The 16,387-nt window shown below is 68.1% G+C and carries 16 protein-coding genes; 2 read left to right on the top strand and 14 right to left on the bottom strand.

What is annotated here, in order from left to right; genetic code table 11:
* Positions 1 to 272 precede the first annotated feature (272 nt).
* A complete protein-coding gene (locus CXQ92_RS10105) occupies positions 273 to 1,136 on the top strand; it encodes a DUF2382 domain-containing protein (protein ID WP_104167613.1) in 864 nt (287 codons plus the stop codon).
* 215 nt (positions 1,137 to 1,351) lie between these two features.
* Positions 1,352 to 1,774: a MarR family winged helix-turn-helix transcriptional regulator gene (locus tag CXQ92_RS10100; protein WP_181033617.1), complete on the top strand. Its 423-nt coding sequence runs from the start codon at positions 1,352 to 1,354 to the stop codon at positions 1,772 to 1,774.
* Here CXQ92_RS10100 and dnaB read toward each other — a convergent pair.
* The 14 genes from dnaB to CXQ92_RS10030 all read right to left on the bottom strand — a co-directional run bounded on the left by dnaB (position 1,771) and on the right by CXQ92_RS10030 (position 16,120).
* Positions 1,771 to 3,147: a replicative DNA helicase gene (dnaB, locus tag CXQ92_RS10095; RefSeq protein ID WP_104167611.1), complete on the bottom strand. Its 1,377-nt coding sequence runs from the start codon at positions 3,145 to 3,147 to the stop codon at positions 1,771 to 1,773. The two genes, CXQ92_RS10100 and dnaB, sit on opposite strands and share 4 nt — an antisense overlap.
* A 699-nt stretch (positions 3,148 to 3,846) precedes the next feature.
* Complete coding sequence (rplI, locus tag CXQ92_RS10090; protein WP_043442543.1) at positions 3,847 to 4,296, bottom strand: 50S ribosomal protein L9; 450 nt, start codon at positions 4,294 to 4,296, stop codon at positions 3,847 to 3,849.
* Between the two features lie 15 nt (positions 4,297 to 4,311).
* Positions 4,312 to 4,551 carry a 30S ribosomal protein S18 gene (gene rpsR, locus CXQ92_RS10085; protein ID WP_005273147.1) on the bottom strand — a complete coding sequence of 80 codons (240 nt, stop codon included), beginning with the start codon at positions 4,549 to 4,551 and terminating at the stop codon, positions 4,312 to 4,314.
* A gap of 117 nt (positions 4,552 to 4,668) precedes the next feature.
* Positions 4,669 to 5,244, bottom strand: a complete 576-nt coding sequence (locus CXQ92_RS10080; protein ID WP_104167610.1) for a single-stranded DNA-binding protein — start codon at positions 5,242 to 5,244, stop codon at positions 4,669 to 4,671.
* 60 nt (positions 5,245 to 5,304) lie between these two features.
* Positions 5,305 to 5,610, bottom strand: a complete 306-nt coding sequence (rpsF, locus tag CXQ92_RS10075) for a 30S ribosomal protein S6 (RefSeq protein ID WP_043442549.1) — start codon at positions 5,608 to 5,610, stop codon at positions 5,305 to 5,307.
* Positions 5,611 to 5,776: 166 nt separating this feature from the next.
* Positions 5,777 to 7,060 (bottom strand): M18 family aminopeptidase, encoded by a 1,284-nt coding sequence (locus tag CXQ92_RS10070; protein WP_104167609.1) that lies wholly within the window; start codon positions 7,058 to 7,060, stop codon positions 5,777 to 5,779.
* Between the two features lie 75 nt (positions 7,061 to 7,135).
* The gene (locus tag CXQ92_RS10065; protein WP_104167608.1) at positions 7,136 to 7,840 is read right to left on the bottom strand and encodes a response regulator transcription factor; all 705 of its coding nucleotides are present in this window, start codon (positions 7,838 to 7,840) and stop codon (positions 7,136 to 7,138) included.
* A complete protein-coding gene (locus CXQ92_RS10060) occupies positions 7,788 to 9,110 on the bottom strand; it encodes a sensor histidine kinase (RefSeq protein WP_104167607.1) in 1,323 nt (440 codons plus the stop codon). Before CXQ92_RS10060 ends, CXQ92_RS10065 begins: the two co-directional genes overlap by 53 nt.
* Positions 9,111 to 9,144: 34 nt before the next feature.
* Entirely contained in the window at positions 9,145 to 10,032 is an 888-nt protein-coding gene (locus CXQ92_RS10055) for an ABC transporter permease subunit (protein WP_104167606.1), read from the bottom strand.
* 2 nt (positions 10,033 to 10,034) lie between these two features.
* The gene (locus CXQ92_RS10050; RefSeq protein ID WP_104167605.1) at positions 10,035 to 10,982 is read right to left on the bottom strand and encodes an ABC transporter ATP-binding protein; all 948 of its coding nucleotides are present in this window, start codon (positions 10,980 to 10,982) and stop codon (positions 10,035 to 10,037) included.
* Positions 10,983 to 11,147: 165 nt separating this feature from the next.
* A complete protein-coding gene (locus tag CXQ92_RS10045) occupies positions 11,148 to 11,933 on the bottom strand; it encodes an ABC transporter permease (protein ID WP_181033661.1) in 786 nt (261 codons plus the stop codon).
* 89 nt (positions 11,934 to 12,022) lie between these two features.
* A complete protein-coding gene (locus CXQ92_RS10040) occupies positions 12,023 to 13,012 on the bottom strand; it encodes an ATP-binding cassette domain-containing protein (RefSeq protein WP_104167603.1) in 990 nt (329 codons plus the stop codon).
* A 34-nt stretch (positions 13,013 to 13,046) separates the two neighbouring features.
* Positions 13,047 to 14,261 carry an MFS transporter gene (locus tag CXQ92_RS10035; RefSeq protein WP_258069843.1) on the bottom strand — a complete coding sequence of 405 codons (1,215 nt, stop codon included), beginning with the start codon at positions 14,259 to 14,261 and terminating at the stop codon, positions 13,047 to 13,049.
* 176 nt (positions 14,262 to 14,437) lie between these two features.
* Entirely contained in the window at positions 14,438 to 16,120 is a 1,683-nt protein-coding gene (locus CXQ92_RS10030) for an ABC-F family ATP-binding cassette domain-containing protein (RefSeq protein ID WP_104167601.1), read from the bottom strand.
* Between the last annotated feature and the right edge of the window lie 267 nt (positions 16,121 to 16,387).

The following is a 16,387-nucleotide window of genomic DNA, read 5'->3' as shown; positions in this document are numbered from 1 at the left end:
TCGAAGGGTTTCAGGCCGGTGGCTGGACCTTCTGCCCATCATACGGACGCGACCGGCGCCGCGAAAGTTGCTGCGCCGCGACCACCGCGGAGGAACGGCCACGGTGCGGCTCGATCCGAGGAAAACGCTAAGCCTGCTTCCCATCCGGTACTAAGTATGCTTACTCTAGAGGCCGGTGGTCTCGGGGGCTCTAGCCCCCGGTGGAACCTCCCGGTGGAACACAGCCGAGAAATCCATACCCTCACAGTGAGATTACTCAGAAGGAGAAGGAAATGATTACTCAGGACAACATCGACACCATGCTCGGCAACGGCGGCAACGTGCTCGGTTCGGATGGAGAGAAGATCGGCTCGATCGGCCAGGTCTACCTCGACGACCAGACCGGCGAGCCCAGCTGGGTCACGGCGAAGACGGGCCTGTTCGGCACCTCCGAGTCCTTCATCCCGCTCCAGGGCGCCGACGTCGAAGGTCATGACGTCCGGGTTCCCTACAGCAAGCACCAGGTGAAGGATGCCCCGCGCATCGAGTCCGACGGCAACCTCAGCCCGGAGGAAGAGGATCGCCTCTACCGCCACTACGAGATCGGCGGCGGCACCAGCAACTACACGGACACGACCCGCACGACGACCGGGACCGGCACCGCCGGCCTGAACGACCGCGATGTCGACCTCGACACGAGCGGCCGCCGCGCGGACCTGACGGACACGGACCGCGGGACCGTGGGCCACGACACCTCCGGCCCCACCACGGACGATGCGATGACCCGCTCCGAGGAGCAGCTGCGCGTCGGAACGGAAAGCCGCGAGGCCGGCCGTGCCCGCATGCGCAAGTACGTCGTCACCGAGAACGTGACGAAGACCGTCCCTGTCAGCCGCGAGGAAGTCCGCGTGGAGCGCGAGCCCATCACGGACGCCAACCGTGGCGACGCGCTCGATGGCCCAGCCATCAGCGAGGAGGAGCACGAAGTGACCCTCCACGCCGAGCGCCCGGTCGTCGAGAAGGAAGCGGTCCCCGTCGAGCGCGTGCGCCTCGACAAGGAGACCGTCACCACCAACGAGACCGTCAGCGAAGAAGTCCGCAAGGAGCAGATCGACGTCGACGGCGACGAAGGCACGCGCCGGGGCAACAACCTCTAGCATGTGCTGATCCAGGAGGACCCGGGGCATCGCCCCGGGTCCTCCTGCCGTTGGAGGGGCAGCACCTAACGCTCACCGGAAGATGTGAGCAACCTTCTTGCCCGAGTGCAGGAATTATAATAAGCCTGCTGTCTATTTCGGGTATTGTTATCTAGAGTAAGTAGCAGGAACGAGCGGATTCACCCGCTGACGACCGAGGGGAAGGACACGCTATCGTGCCTGAGTTGAACGATTGGTCGACCAGCCGCCTGTTGACGACCGCGGCCCGCATTGTCGAGCATTCCTGGAACGAGAAGCTCCTGAGCATCGGCATCACGCACGCAGGTCTCACGACGCTGGGAGTGCTCGAACGTGAAGGTACCCTCACCGGCGTGCGACTCGCCCAGCTGGTTCACGTCCAGGCGCAGACGGTGGGGCGCACGCTCGATCGCCTCGAGAAGCGGGGCCTCGTGACCCGGCTCCGTAACTCCGCCGATCGGCGCAGCCAGCGCATCACGATCACGTCGGCCGGACTGAAGGCCCTGGAGCGGGCGAAGAACATCGAGAACGACCTGATGGCCGAGGACGGCCTCGCCTCTGAGGACCTGCGCGATCGCCTCAAGACGGTCATCCTCGAGCTCGGACCCAAGAAGGACTAGTAGCCCCCGCCGTCCGCGGCCATGTTGTTGAAGCGTGAGTAGTGGCCCTGGAACCCGACGACGAGCGTCTTGGTGGGACCGTTACGGTGCTTGGCGACGATGACGTCGGCCTCACCCGCGCGCGCCGACTCCTTGTCGTACACGTCGTCGCGGTGCAGCAGGATGACCATGTCGGCATCCTGCTCGATCGACCCCGACTCGCGCAGATCCGAGACCTGCGGCCGCTTGTCCGTCCGCTGCTCGGACCCACGATTCAGCTGCGACAGCGCCACCACCGGGACATTGAGCTCCTTCGCCAGCAACTTCAGGGCACGTGAGAACTCCGAGACCTCCTGCTGGCGGGATTCCACCCGCTTCCCGGAGGACATGAGCTGCAGGTAGTCCAGCACCACGAGCTTGAGGTCGTGACGCTGCTTCAGCCGCCTGCACTTGGCCCTGATCTCCATCAGCGACATGTTCGGGCTGTCATCGATGAACAGCGGGGCGTCGTTCATGCGCCCCATGGTGGTGGCGATCTTCCCCCACTGCTCGTCCTTGATCGTGCCCTTGCGGAGATCCTGCAGCCCGATGGTGGCCTCGGCGGAGAGGAGGCGCATGGCGATCTCGTTGCGGCCCATCTCGAGGGAGAAGAAGACCGTGGTCATGTTGTGCTTGATGGCTGCCGACCGGGCCCAGTCCAGGGCGAAGGTCGACTTACCCATCGCGGGGCGGGCGGCGACGACGATCATCTGGCCGCCGTGGAGTCCCTGCGTGAGCTCGTCCAGTTCGTAGAAACCGGTGGGCACGCCCGTCATGCCCTCGCCCTTGTGGCCGGCCGACTCGATCTCGTCGACCGTGCCCTCGATGATGTCCTTGAGCGCCACGTAGTCCTCGGCGGTGCGGCGTTCCGCCACCGCATACACCTCGGCCTGGGCCGCATTCACGAGGTCGTCCACCTCGCCGTCGTTGGAGTAGCCGAGCTGCACGATCTTGGTACCCGCGTCGACCAGCCTGCGCAGGACGGCCCGCTCCCGCACGATCTCGGCGTAGAAGCCCGCATTGGCCGCCGTCGGCACGGACTGGATCAGCGTGTGGAGGTAGGCAGGGCCGCCGATGCGGGAGATCTCACCGCGCTTGGTCAGTTCGTCGGACACCGTGACGGCGTCGGCCGGCTCGCCACGGCCGTAGAGGTCGATGATGGCCTCGTAGATGCTCTCGTGGGCGGGCCGGTAGAAGTCCACGCCGCGAAGGACCTCGACGCAGTCGGCGATCGCGTCCTTGGACAGCATCATGCCGCCGAGCACGGACTGCTCCGCCACGAGGTCCTGCGGCGGCGTACGCGAGAATTCGGGGCTCCGGGTGTCCGATGATGAGTCTGTATGTGCGAGGGACACTGAGGGGCCTTTCTCCTACTGTCGAAGCGGTTGCGCCGAGGCGTCAACCGGACACCCGGGGCGGGTCCGACAGGAACAGGCCTATCACCCGACACCCTCACTTTTGGGAATCCCCCGCAACGCTAGTCCCCTCTCGGGACACCGCCAAGCGCTGTGCCAACAGGGGCTGTGGGTAAGTGTCAATAAGCTGTGGATTGCACGGCATATCTTGTGCACAGGATGGGGACAACCCTGTGGACAAGGAAACATCTCGAGCACGAATCAGCGTCTGACCTGCGACGATATTGTCCACGGCCTGTGGACCGAGATTGGTGGTGAGACATCGGTCATCCACAGGACTGCTGTTGACAGGACCGCCGCGGGCGTTGTTTCAGTGGCGTGGCCGCATATATACCTGCAGTGCCACCCTCGGAAAACTCACAGATCCGGGAAGTTCCGCGCCGGCGCAGGGCATATACCCCGGAGTGTACTTTCCGAGCCGGTCCGGACCGGGTGGGTGGAGTCGCGGGCAGGCATGGATCCGGAGCCGGAACGGGAAACATGCTCTCGTGCGAATGGCCGGAAGAGACCCGAAACGGCAAGGAGCCCCCGCCGTGATGGCGGAGGCTCCCTGATGGATCCGGTAACGCTGGTGCGGCGCTGCTAGCGCTGGGCGGCCTTCCCCGAACTCGCTTCGCTCGTCCGGGGACCCCTGGCTGCCTAGCTTGCGACGACGTCCAGGTCGATGACTGCTGCGACGTCCTCGTGGAGACGGACATTGGCCTGGTACGAGCCGACCGACTTGATGTGCGCCGGGAGTTCGACCTTGCGCTTGTCGATCTTGCCGAGGCCTGCGGCCTCGACGGCCTTCGCGACGTCGTCGGCCTTGACCGTGCCGAACAGGCGGCCGGAGCCACCCGCCTTGACGGTCAGGGTGACGGGCTTCGCCGACAGTGCGGCGGCCTGACGCTGGGCGTCCTCGAGCGATGCGTGCTCGCGGGCGGAGCGGGCAGCCTTGATGGACTCGACCTGCTTCTCGCCACCCTTGCTCCACATCAGGGCGAAGCCGCGGGGCAGAAGGTAGTTACGTGCGTAACCGTTCTTCACCTCGACGACGTCGCCTGCGGCACCGAGTCCGGTGACTTCCTGGGTCAGAATGAGCTTCGACATAGTGTGTCCCTTTCCCTAGCCGCGGCCGGCGCCGGAGTACGGCAGGAGGGCGACTTCGCGGGCGTTCTTGATTGCCTGGGCGATCTTGCGCTGCTCCTGGACGGTCACACCGGTGACGCGACGGGCACGGATCTTTCCGCGATCGGAAATGAACTTACGCAGCAGGGCTACGTCCTTGTAGTCGATGACGGTAACGTCAGCGGCCTTCAAGGGGTTGGACTTTGGTTTGGGCTTACGGAGTTCAGCCTTAGCCATCGTGGTGCTCCTTTGGATGGTGGAGCCCGCAGAACGATTCTGCGGGATGGGACGTGCCAGTCACCTGTCGGTGACCGCGGCAGCAGTTCCGGGAACGGAACTGCTGCCTGGAGGTGCCTAGAAGGGAGGCTCGGAGTCGGGGCCGTTACCCCAGCCCTGCGAGTTTCCACCCGAGGGAGCGCCCGAAGGAGCACCCCAGGGGTCATCCGCGGGCTGCTGGGCCTGCTGGCCCCCGCCCCAACCTGATCCTGAGTTCGAACCGCCGGAGTTGCCCCCGGAATTGCCGCCGGAGTTGCCCCCGAAGCCGCCGCTGTTCCCGCCGCCGGAGCGCTGGGTACGGGTGACCTTCGCGGACGCATAGCGCAGGGATGGACCGATCTCGTCCACCTCCAGCTCCATGACGGTGCGCTTCTCGCCCTCTTTGGTGTCGTACGAACGTGACTTGAGTCGGCCCTGGGCAACCACACGGGTTCCCTTGGTCAGGGTCTCGGCGACGTTCTCCGCAGCCTCACGCCACACCGATGCCCGGAGGAACAGCGTTTCGCCGTCCTTCCAGTCGTTGGTCTGGCGGTCGAACGTGCGAGGAGTGGACGCGATGGTGAAGTTGGCCACCGCTGATCCCGACGGCGTGAACCGCAGCTCGGGGTCGTTGGTGAGGTTGCCGATCACCGTGATGACTGTTTCGCCTGCCATGGTGCCTCCTTGAGTCACTTCCTGCCGGAGCGGGATGAATGGATGAGGGATCTACCGAGATTACTCGGCGGAAACCTTCTGCTCCTCGGGGCGGATGATCTTGGTGCGCATGATCGTCTCGTTGAGGCTCAGCTGGCGGTCGAGCTCGGAAGCCACGGCCGGGGTCGCGGTGAAGTTGACGACGGCGTAGATGCCTTCGGTCTTCTTCTGGATCTCGTACGCAAGGCGCCGGCGTCCCCAGATATCCACTTTGTCCACGGTGCCGCCGCCGTTGCGGACGACATTCAGGAACTTCTCGAGTGTTGGGTCGATGGAGCGTTCCTCGACGTCGGGGTCGATGATTACCATCAATTCATATGCACGCATGTGTGAACCCACCTCCTCTGGGCTGAGCGGTCGCGGTCTTTCCGCAACAGGAGGTTCTTTTGCGTTGGTCCGGCCACCGTTCTCGGTACTGACCGACGAACGGCTGTGGCACAGACGTCTCAATGCTACCGGACGGACCGGCCGGGACGAACTCGGGGGGAGTCCCCTACTGCCCGCCGCGGAAGAACGCGCCGCTGACCTGTGCCAGGTACCCGGGATCGTCGACGCCGCAGAGTTCACGCGCCGAATGCATGGACAGCAGCGGCACCCCGACGTCGACCGTGCGGATGCCGAGCCGGGTGGCGGTGAGCGGTCCGATCGTGGAGCCGCACGGCATCACGTTGTTGGACACGAACTCCTGGTACGGCACGCCGGCGGCGCGGCAGAGTGCCGCCCAGTACGCGGCGCCGGGGGCGTCGGTGGTGTACCGCTGGTTGGCGTTGATCTTCAGCAGCGGACCACCGTTGAGGACCGGCAGGTTGGCGGGGTCGTGCCGCTCCGCGTAGTTGGGGTGCACGGCATGGCCGGCGTCGGCGGAGACGCAGAAGGACACCGCGAGGGCCCGCAGCCGCTCCTCCGTCCCGGCGCCGAGCCCCAGCGAGATCCGCAGGAGCATGTCCTCGAGGAAGGGCCCGCTGGCGCCGGACCGGGAGCCGCTGCCCACCTCCTCGTGGTCGAACGCCGCGAGGACGGCGATCGGTCCGTGCGCGGGCCCGTCCGACGACGCCCCGATGAGCGCCGTGAGCCCGGCATGGACGGAGGAGAGGTTGTCGAGCCGTCCGGAGGCGAAGAACTCCCCGTGTGCGCCGAAGACGCGCGGGTCCTGCGTGTCGGCCACGACGACGTCGAAGCCGCCGACTGCGCGCGGGTCGACGCCGGCGCCGGCGGCGAGGAGTCCGAGGAGGTCGGCACCCGCGGGCTCTCCGAGGCCCCAGACCGGGTTCATGTGGCGCTGCTTGTCGAGGGCCAGGCCGTCGTTGACGGCGCGGTCGAGGTGGATCGCGAGCTGGGGGAAACGCAGCATCGGCCCGGTGGACACGAGGTGTTCAGTGCCGTCGTGGAGGGTGAGCCGGCCGGCGAGTGCGAGTTCGCGGTCCAGCCAGGAGTTCAGGAGGGGACCGCCGTACACTTCCACGCCGGCCTGCAGCCAGCCGTACTTCCCGGTGGTGGGCCTGGGCTTGAGCTTGAACGACGGCGAATCGGTGTGCGCGCCGAGGATGTGGAACCCGGTCGTCGGACCCGCCGCCGACGGCACGGTCCACGCGATCAGGGCGCCGTCGCGGATGACGAAGAAGCTCCCGGCCCCTCCCTCCCAGGGGTCCTGTTCCGCCAGCTGCCGGAATCCTGCGGCCACCAGTCGCCGGCCGGCCTCCGCCACTGCGTGGAAGCTCGACGGCGACGCCGAGACATAGGCTCCGAGGTCCTGGATGTGCGCGGGTGCTGGGCTCATCCCCCGATTCAACCAGATGCCGTGAAGGGCGTGATCCGGACCCGCGCGCAGCAGGACCCGCTCGGACGCTCTCCCTCAGTGCGCAGGACCCGGCACCACGATGGCGTTCTCGTACGCGTACACCACGGCCTGCACGCGGTCCCTGAGGTCCAGCTTCGTCAGGATCCGCCGCACGTGCGTCTTGATGGTCGCTTCCGACAGGAAGAACCGGGCTGCGAGTTCGGCGTTGGACAGGCCCTCGGCGATCGCCTCCAGCACTTCCCGTTCGCGGGGCGTCAGCTCGGCGAGGCGCCGGTCCGGTGCCGCCGTCGTCCTCTGCACCGGTGGGAGGGACCGCACGTAGGTCTCGAGGAGCCGCTGCGTGACGCGGGGCGCGACGACGGCGTCCCCGCTCGCGACGACGCGCACCGCCTGCACCAGCCCCTCGGGCGCCACGTCCTTGAGCAGGAACGCCGAGGCGCCGGCCTGCAGCCCGGCGAAGGCGTACTCGTCCAGGTCGAAGGTCGTCAGGATGATGATCCGCGCGGACGATCCCGACGATGCGATCCGGCGCGTCGCCTCGATGCCGTCCCCCTGCGGCATCCGCACGTCCATCAGCACGACGTCGGGCGACAGGTCGGCGGTGAGCCGGACGGCCTCGGCCCCGGTGGACGCCTCCCCGACGATCTCCAGGTCGGGTTCGCCCTCGAGGATGAGCCGGAAGCCCATCCGCAGGAGCGGCTGGTCGTCAGCGAGCAGAACCCTGATGGGCGTGGTCGGTGTGTCGTGCTGCGTGGTCATCTTTCTCTTTCCCCCGTTGATTGCCCGGTCCGCCGGTGGCGTCGGGAACTGTCAGCCACACCTCGACGAGCCAGCCGCCCGAAGGACGGCCGCCGCACTCGACGGTGCCGGCATAGATGGCGGCACGCTCCCGCATGCCGGCGATGCCCTGGCCGGAGCCGAGCGAGGCGACGGGCCCCATGGCACCCCGTCCGTCGTCCGCCACGCGGAGCTCCACCGCGTCCCCGGTCCGGGCGATCACGACGTCGACCAGCGTGACGCCCTTGGCGTACCGCAGGACGTTGGTCAGGGACTCCTGCAGGATCCGGTACACCGTCAGCTGGAACGCGGGATCCTCCGGCAGCATCGGCCCCGTCGTGGTCACCCTCAGCGGCAGGCCTGCGGCGCGGAAGCCGTCCAGCAGTTGCGCCAGCGAACTCGACGCCGGCAACGGTTCGAGGGACCCGCTCACGGCCTCGGTCCGCAGGACCCCGAGGACGCGACGCATGTCGGCGATGGCCGTGCGGCCCGTGCCCGACAACTCGCCGAGCACCGCCGCCGCTCGCTCGGGATCGCGCTTCATGACGACGGCGGCGCCGTCGGACAATGCCACCATGACGGTCAGCGAATGCGCGACGACGTCGTGCATCTCCCGTGCGATCCGGTTGCGCTCCCCCGCGGACGCCAGCTCGGCGTTCCGGGCGGCCCACTCGCGCAGGACGCTCTCGTGCTGGCGATCCCGACGCACCGTGACCCCCACGCCGACGGCGACGGCGAGGAACATCACGATGAATCCGCTGAGGAGCCAGATCACGCCCGGCGCGTCGCCGAAGGTGCTGACCGGGATGAGGAACAGGGCGCTCACCGACAGGACCGTCGCCACCGCGGCGGCAACGAGCGCCTGCCGCAGCGGGTACGCCACGGCCACGGTGTAGAGGGCGAACATGGTGGCGACCCCGCTGCTCCCGGCGCCCTCGGTCAGGATGCTGACCGGGACGTCGAGGACCGCGACGAGCGCAAGGACGAGCAGTGGCCGGTCACGGCGGAACGCCAGCGCGGTGGCGGCCAGCACCACACCGGCCACGCCGAGCCAGTTGTCGTCGTCGAGGACGACGAGAACGGCGTTCGGGAAGGCGAACAGGACGAACACCAGGACGACGACGGCGTCCATGGCCCGCGGATGGCTGCGGAAGAACCGCCGGAAGGGCCCCAGCCGCCGGGCGTTGAGCTCGGTGAAGGAGACCGCAGCCGTTCGTTCCGCGGTCTCCCCCACCAAGGGTCGGTCAGTCATGGCTTCGCGTCACGGGCGCCGGCTGGAAGGCGTCCTAGACATCCCGCGTCCTGGTGACCAGCAGGGAGGCCACCAGGAGCACGAGCGCCCAGGCCCCCATGACGAGACCACCCTGGAACTGGGTCAGGGCGTCACTCTCGGTCGAGATGGCGATCAGCTGGTTACCGGCGTTCGTGGGGAGGAAGCGGGCGGCATCGGGGATCCAGTCGGCCAGCCCGGACAGCAGGTTCACGATGATCACGGGAACCACGAAGAACAGGGCGACCGCCGTGACCACGCCGCCCGCTGTGTTGCGGAGCAGCGTCCCGATGCCCATCGAGATGATGGCGATGAACGCCAGGTAGCTGCCGGAGTTCAGGATGCTGGGCAGGACGCCCTCGGTCGTGATGGCGAAGTCCAGGTCCTCCCCGGCGAGGATCGGCTGGGCCACGAGATAGGAAAGGAAGGCGGACACGGCGCCGACGACGAAGGCGATGATCGCGATGATCGCGTTCTTCGCCAGCAGGGCCGGGGCGCGCTTCGGGACGGCGACCATCGTGGACCGGATCATGCCGGTGGCCCACTCGGAGGCGATGAGGACCACGGCGAGGGAGGCGATCAGCAGTTGCCCGAAGATGAGCCCGGAGGACGGGATCTCCCAGGCCTGACTGGCCGGGTCGAAATCGGCGGGCGGCCCGCCCTGGCCGCCCTGGGGGGCACCGGAGGACCCGAGGTCCTGCTGCGTGATGGAGATGGCCCAGGCCGCGAGGGCAGCGAGCCCCACCATCACGACGACGGTCGAGACGATCAGGATGACGGTCGAGGGGACGGTGGTGACCTTGATCCACTCGGACTTCAGGACGCGGCCGAAGTTCACGCCGGGACCGGGTTCGGCCTGCTTGTGCGACTGCCGGGCGGGAGCGGGGGGTGTCGAGGTGGCCATGGTCAGCGTCCTTCCACGAGCGCGGGGGCCTCGCCGGCGGCGGGCAGGGCATGCGAGTGGTACTCGACTTCGGTCTGGGTGAGCTGCATGTAGGCGTCCTCGAGGGACACCTGCAACGGCGTGAGCTCGTACACCAGGACGCGCTCCCGGAGGGCGACCTCCGCGATACGGCGGGGCTCGACCCCGGTGATCTCGACCAGTTCGGGCTCGAGCACCTGGGAACTGACGCCCTCCCCGGCGAGGCCGCCGAGCAGGTCCTGGGGGCGGTCCGCCCGCACCCTGACCCGGGCCTTGCCCTGCCCGTCGATGATGGACTGGATGGGGGCGTCGGCGATGATCCGGCCGCGGCCGATCACGATCAGGTGATCCGCCGTCAACGCCATCTCCGACATCAGGTGCGAGGACAGGAAGACCGTGCGCCCCTCGGACGCGAGCCCCTTCGCCAGGTGACGCACCCACTGCACGCCCTCCGGGTCCAGACCGTTCACGGGCTCGTCGAGGATGACCGTGTGCGGGTCCCCCAGCAGCGCGGCCGCGATCCCGAGTCGCTGGCCCATGCCCAGGGAGAACCCGCCGACCCGCTTCTTCGCCACCGGGCCGAGTCCGGTGAGCTCGATGACCTCCCTGACCCGGCTGTTCGGGATGCCGTGGGTCGCCGCCATGGCCCGGAGATGGTTGTAGGCCGAACGCTTGGTATGGACGGCCTTGGCGTCCAGGAGCGCACCCACCTCCCGCAGCGGGGCCCTGTGCTGGGCATAGGGCCGCCCATTGACGGTCACGCGCCCGCCGGAGGGGTTGTCGAGCCCGACGATCATGCGCATCGTGGTGGACTTCCCGGCACCGTTCGGGCCGAGGAAACCGGTCACCTTACCGGGCTGCACGGTGAAGGAAACAGCATCGACCGCCACCTTGGCGCCATACCGCTTCGAGAGGGCCTGAGCCTCGATCATTAGAGTGTCCTTCGTGATGGTTCCACGTCCGGGATGCCGCGGGCGCGGCTCCCCTACCAACAGTAGGCGTGGGCCCGGTGCGGGTCACCGGCCCCAGGGATGATCGCGGAGAGTGCGGCAGTACCTCTTTCGGACGACGCCGGCGACGGACGGACGCAGCGTTCGTTAGCGGCTGCTGATGGACGCGAACTTCCGCACGCTGAGTGGCACGAAGACCACGAGCATGAGAGCCGCCCCGATCAGCACGGTCAAAAGGGCGTTCTGCATGGGCCACACGTCGGGCGTCGGGACGGTCCCCGTGTTGCCGAAGAGTTCACGGACCGCCTGCACCAGCGCTGAGACCGGATTCCAGTTGGCGAAGGTCTCCAGAGGCCCCGGGAGGTTCTGGGACTGGACGAAGGCGATGGAGATGAACGTGAGCGGGAACAGGATCATGAAGGAGGCGTTGTTGATGACCTCCGGGCTCTTCACCGACATGCCCAGCAGAGCCATGACCCAGCTGAAGGCGTAGGAGAAGAGCAGCAGCAGACCGATGCCGGCGAGCACGCTGGTCAGCGGGGTGTTGACGCGCCAGCCGACCAGGAAGCCCGTGCCCATCATGATCAACACGGAGAGCGTGTTGAGCACGAGGTCGCTGTTGGTCCGTCCGACGAGGACGGCCGACGAGCTCATGGGCAGGGTGCGGAAGCGGTCGATGATGCCGTCCTTGAGGTCCTGCGCCATCGCCGAGCCGGAGAACGTGGACCCGAAGATCACCGTCTGGGCGAAGATGCCGGCCATCAGGTACTGCGTGTAGTCGCTGCCCTCCACCTGGATGGAGCCGCCGTAGATCTGGCTGAAGAGCAGCACGAACATGATGGGCTGCAGGACGGCGAACACCAGCATGTCCGGCGAGCGCTTCAGTTTGATGAGGTTCCGCTTGGTGACGGTCCACCCGTCGGAGAACCACATGGCCAGCTCGGACGACCGGTCGGAGGGCGTGCCCTGCGGCGTGGATGGACCCTGGTTCTCGGGCTGCCGGTCCTCGGGGGCAAGGACGCTCATGCTGCCGCCTCCTTCTGGGGCGCTGGCTGGTCGGTGTCCTCGGCGCGGTGACCCGTCAGCTGCAGGAACACGTCGTCGAGGCTCGGACGCCGCATGCCGGCGTCGTGCAGCTGGATGCCACCCTCCCCGAGTTCGGACAGGATGTACTGGAGGGCCCGCGGGCCCTCGGTCACGGCCACCTCGATGCTGCGGCCGTCGGCACCGACCACGGGCACGCCCTCCCCGTGGCGAGCGAGGATCCCCGCCGCGGCGCCGGCGTCGGCTGCCTCGACGAGCGACACGACCACGCGATGCCCGCCGATCTGCGCCTTCAGCTGGTCCGAGGTGCCCTCGGCGATGGTCCTGCCGCCGTCGATCACCGCGATGTCGTCCGAGAGCTGGTCCGCCTCCTCGAGGTACTGCGTGGTCAGCAGCAGCGTGGTGCCGTCCTTGACGAGGTTCTGGATGATGCCCCACAGCGAGATCCGGCTGCGGGGATCGAGCCCCGTGGTCGGTTCGTCGAGGAAGAGGATCTTGGGGTTGATGACCAGCGCTCCGGCGAGGTCGATCCGGCGCCGCATGCCGCCGGAGAAGCCCTTGACGGGGCGGTTGCCGGCCTCCGTCAGCTCGAACTGGTCGATCAGCTCCTGCGCCCGGCGGCGCGCTTCACGGCCGCCGAGATGGTACAGCCGGCCCACCATCTCGAGGTTCTCGAGTCCGGTCAGGTTCTCGTCCACGGCTGCATACTGGCCGGAGACGCCGATGATGCGGCGTGCTGCCTTCGGATTCCGGCGGACGTCGATGCCGTCGATGTGGGCCGTGCCCGCCGTCGGTTGGATGAGTGTGGTGAGGATCTTGACCACGGTGGTCTTCCCTGCACCGTTGGGCCCCAGCAGGGCCTTGACTGTTCCCTGAGGAACGGAGAGATCCATGCCGTCGAGCGCATGCACGGGCCCGCTCTTCGATGAATAGGTTTTCTTCAGACCTTCTGCCTCGATAATCGCCATGAGGAAAAGGGTAGAACTTATCCTTCAGCGTGACCTAGGGAATTCGGTCAGGACTTGTCCGCAATGCCTCGGTGGCGGCGGTCCGCTCACGGGCGGCCGGCGCGACGAGGAAGGACGCCAGCACGGCCACCCCCACGGCGAGCAGCGCCGTGCGGATCCCGACGACGTCGCCGAGGAAACCGAGGAGCGGCGGGCCGGCGAGGAACGCCGTGTACCCGATGGTGGACACCACCGAGACCCGCGCCGCGGCGTGCTCGGGCTCGTCCGCTGCGGCGGACATGCCCATCGGGAAACCGAGGGCCGCTCCCGCACCCCAGAGGATGGCGCCGACGGCGGCCAGCGGTACGGAAGGGGCGACGACGAACAGCACGAGTCCCACGAGGGAGGAGCCCAGGCCGGCCTGGAGGACCCGCACGCGGCCGAACCGGTCGATCAGGGGACCGCCGACGAAGCGCAGCGCCGTCATGGCGGCGACGAAGACGGCGAACATGACGGCGCCGGTGCTCTCCGCGGTCCCCAGTCCGTCCACCGTGGCTTTCGCCACCCAGTCGTTCGCAGCGCCCTCGGTCAGCGCGGCGCCCAGTACCACGAGACCGATCAGCAGGGTCCGGGGCTCGCCCCACGCGCCGAGGCCACTCCCCCGGGATCGCCGCGGCGCATCGGAGGCGGCCTCGCCGCTCGCGGTGTCCGGCAGGAAGTACCGCGGCGTCCACAGCGACACGGCGAGGCTGAGGACGGCGACAGCGACGAGGTGCGTGGACAGCGGTACGTCGAGCGCCGACAGTCCCGCACCGATAAGGGCGCCCACGAAGGCTCCGCCGCTGAACGCGGCGTGGAAGCGCGGCATGATGGTCCGCCCGACCCGGCGTTCCACGTCGGCCCCCTCGATGTTCTGTCCCACGTCCCAGAGGGCGATGCCGCTCCCGAACAGGAACAGCCCGACCGCGACCACCGGCACCGAGACGGTCACGAGACCGAGCGCGACCGCGACCGCCGCCAGGCCCGCCGCGGTACCCCCGAGGCGGACGGTGTTGCCGGTGCCGAAGCGGGCGGCGGCGAGGCCGGCCAGCGGCAGGGACAGCACCGAGCCGATGGCCCCGATGAGCAGCAGGGTCCCCGTCTGGCCGGCGCCCAGACCCAGGGTGCTCGAGGCGGCGGGGATCCGGGCGGCCCAGCTGGCGAATACGAGACCGTTGAGCCCGAAGATCGCATAGGTGGCGAACATGGCTGCTCGGACGGAGGGCTTCATCCTGCAACCGTAGGGGGCGCTGCCGCGCACTTCAAACGCACGCCGTCCGCGCCTCCCCCTCGCCCCGTGCCACCCCGATGCACTTCACGTCCGATCACGCCGACGGCGCCGCCACTTATCCACCGGTTGGGGATAACCCTGTGGAAAGCGTGTGGAGGACGTGTGGACGAAGGGTCCTAACGGGCGCGGACGACCCTGCTCTCATCCCACACGGGCTCCTTCGTCTCGTACACCTTGCCGTCGGAGCCGAAGACCAGGAAGCGGTCGAAGCTCCTGGCGAACCAGCGGTCGTGCGTAACGGCGATGACGGTCCCCTCGAAGGCGTCGATGGCGTGCTCCAGGGCCTCCGCCGAATGAAGGTCCAGGTTGTCCGTCGGCTCGTCGAGCAGCAGGAGGGTGGCCCCGGAGAGTTCCAGCAGCAGGATCTGCAACCTCGCCTGCTGGCCGCCGGACAGGGAGTCGTACGGCTGCTCCGCCTGCGCGGCGAGCCCGTAGCGGTCCAGCACGGCGGACGCAGCCTCCCGACCCAGCCCCGACCGGTGCTCGTCGCCGCGGTGCAGGATGTCCACGAGGGTCCGGCCGAGGAGGTCCGGGCGGGAGTGCGTCTGCGCGAAGAACCCGGGGCGGATCCGCGCACCCAGCTTCACGGAGCCCTCGTGCGGCACGGCGGCGATGTCGACGTCGGACACGGGCTGGTGCTCCTTGTCCGGGTCGGACCCGCCGGCGGCGAGCAACCGCAGGAAGTGGGACTTGCCCGAGCCGTTGGAGCCGAGCACGCCCACGCGGTCCCCGAACCAGATCTCGGTGCTGAAGGGCTTCATGAGGCCCGTCAGTTCGAGCTTCCGGGCGACGACGGCGCGCTTGGCGGTCCGCCCTCCCGCCAGCCGCATCGACACGTTCTGCTCGAGGGGGATGGCCTCGGGCGGGCCGGCTTCGAGGAACTTCGCCAGCCGTGTCTGCGCCGCGTGGTACCGGTTCGCCATGTCCGAGCGGAACGCAGCCTTGTTCTTGTACATGTTGACGAGTTCCTTGAGCTTGAGGTGCTCCTCGTCCCAGCGCTTGCGGAGTTCCTCGAACCGCGCGTTGCGGTCCTCCCGCGCCTTCAGGTAGGTCTCGAACCCCCCGCCGTGGGTCCACGACGAGGCCCCGAGGACTCCGGGTTCCAGCGTCACGATGCGCGTGGCCGCATTGGCGAGCAGCTCGCGGTCGTGGCTGACGAACAGCACCGACTTCTTCGACTCCCGCAGCTTCCCCTCGAGCCAGCGCTTGCCGGGCACGTCCAGGTAGTTGTCGGGCTCGTCCAGGAGCAGGAGCTCGTCGGGACCCGAGAACAGGGCCTCCAGCACGAGCCGCTTCTGCTCTCCGCCCGAGAGGGAGGACGCCGCACGGTACTGGGCGCGGTCGAACGGCACACCGAGGGCGGCCATCGTGACCTCGTCCCAGGTGGTCTCCAGCTCGTAGCCGCCTGCGTCACCCCAGTCGGCGATCGCCTGCGCGTACGTCATCTGCGTCGGCTCGTCGTCGGCCTCCATCATCGCGAGTTCGGCGTCCTCGATCCGCTGCGCGGCCGCCGCGAGCAGGGGCGGCGCGGCGGAGACGAGGAGGTCGCGGACCGTCGAGTCGTCACGGACCTGACCGACGAACTGCCGCATGATGCCCATCGTCCCCGACCGGCTCACCGCCCCCTCGTCGGGCGACAGGTCCCCGGACACGATGCGCAGGAGGGTGGTCTTGCCCGTGCCGTTCGGGCCGATCAGGGCCGTCTTGTGGCCGTCGCCGACCTTGAAGGCGACGCCGTTGAGCAGCTGCCTGCCGTCGGAGAGGAAGTAGTCGATACCGGATACGTCGAGATGTGCCACGTTCCAAGTGTTCCATCCGGCGACAAGTCGACATCGCTCCGGGCGTCCTGGTACCGGGAGGCCGGCTGTCGGGACATGCGCAGCCGTGGCCCCGGTCGACGCCGGCGAGGCAACCGCCGGCGTCCTCCGGACACCATCTCCCTATCTGACGAAGTGTGAGAGAGCGCTCTCTTGACGGGTGTGACAAACAGCACATACAGTGATGCGACATCCCAGAGAGCGCTCTCACGCCGCCGGCGTCGGTCGCTCCGACACACACAAAGGAGT

It is taken from the genome of Arthrobacter sp. SX1312 (assembly GCF_002929295.1).
Classification (GTDB): Bacteria; Actinomycetota; Actinomycetes; order Actinomycetales; family Micrococcaceae; genus Arthrobacter_D.
This window is presented reverse-complemented; position numbering and strand designations above follow the sequence as displayed.

Bases quoted from the DNA above. Each gene is read 5' to 3' on its own strand.
- CXQ92_RS10080 (WP_104167610.1), bottom strand. From the start codon at position 5,244: ATGGCAGGCGAAACAGTCATCACGGTGATCGGCAACCTCACCAACGAC.
- rplI (WP_043442543.1), bottom strand. From the start codon at position 4,296: ATGTCGAAGCTCATTCTGACCCAGGAAGTCACCGGACTCGGTGCCGCA.
- CXQ92_RS10060 (WP_104167607.1), bottom strand. From the start codon at position 9,110: ATGACTGACCGACCCTTGGTGGGGGAGACCGCGGAACGAACGGCTGCG.
- CXQ92_RS10070 (WP_104167609.1), bottom strand. From the start codon at position 7,060: ATGAGCCCAGCACCCGCGCACATCCAGGACCTCGGAGCCTATGTCTCG.
- rpsR (WP_005273147.1), bottom strand. From the start codon at position 4,551: ATGGCTAAGGCTGAACTCCGTAAGCCCAAACCAAAGTCCAACCCCTTG.
- CXQ92_RS10040 (WP_104167603.1), bottom strand. From the start codon at position 13,012: ATGGCGATTATCGAGGCAGAAGGTCTGAAGAAAACCTATTCATCGAAG.
- CXQ92_RS10045 (WP_181033661.1), bottom strand. From the start codon at position 11,933: ATGTGGTTCTCCGACGGGTGGACCGTCACCAAGCGGAACCTCATCAAA.
- rpsF (WP_043442549.1), bottom strand. From the start codon at position 5,610: ATGCGTGCATATGAATTGATGGTAATCATCGACCCCGACGTCGAGGAA.
- CXQ92_RS10105 (WP_104167613.1), top strand. From the start codon at position 273: ATGATTACTCAGGACAACATCGACACCATGCTCGGCAACGGCGGCAAC.
- CXQ92_RS10035 (WP_258069843.1), bottom strand. From the start codon at position 14,261: ATGAAGCCCTCCGTCCGAGCAGCCATGTTCGCCACCTATGCGATCTTC.
- CXQ92_RS10065 (WP_104167608.1), bottom strand. From the start codon at position 7,840: ATGACCACGCAGCACGACACACCGACCACGCCCATCAGGGTTCTGCTC.
- CXQ92_RS10055 (WP_104167606.1), bottom strand. From the start codon at position 10,032: ATGGCCACCTCGACACCCCCCGCTCCCGCCCGGCAGTCGCACAAGCAG.
- CXQ92_RS10050 (WP_104167605.1), bottom strand. From the start codon at position 10,982: ATGATCGAGGCTCAGGCCCTCTCGAAGCGGTATGGCGCCAAGGTGGCG.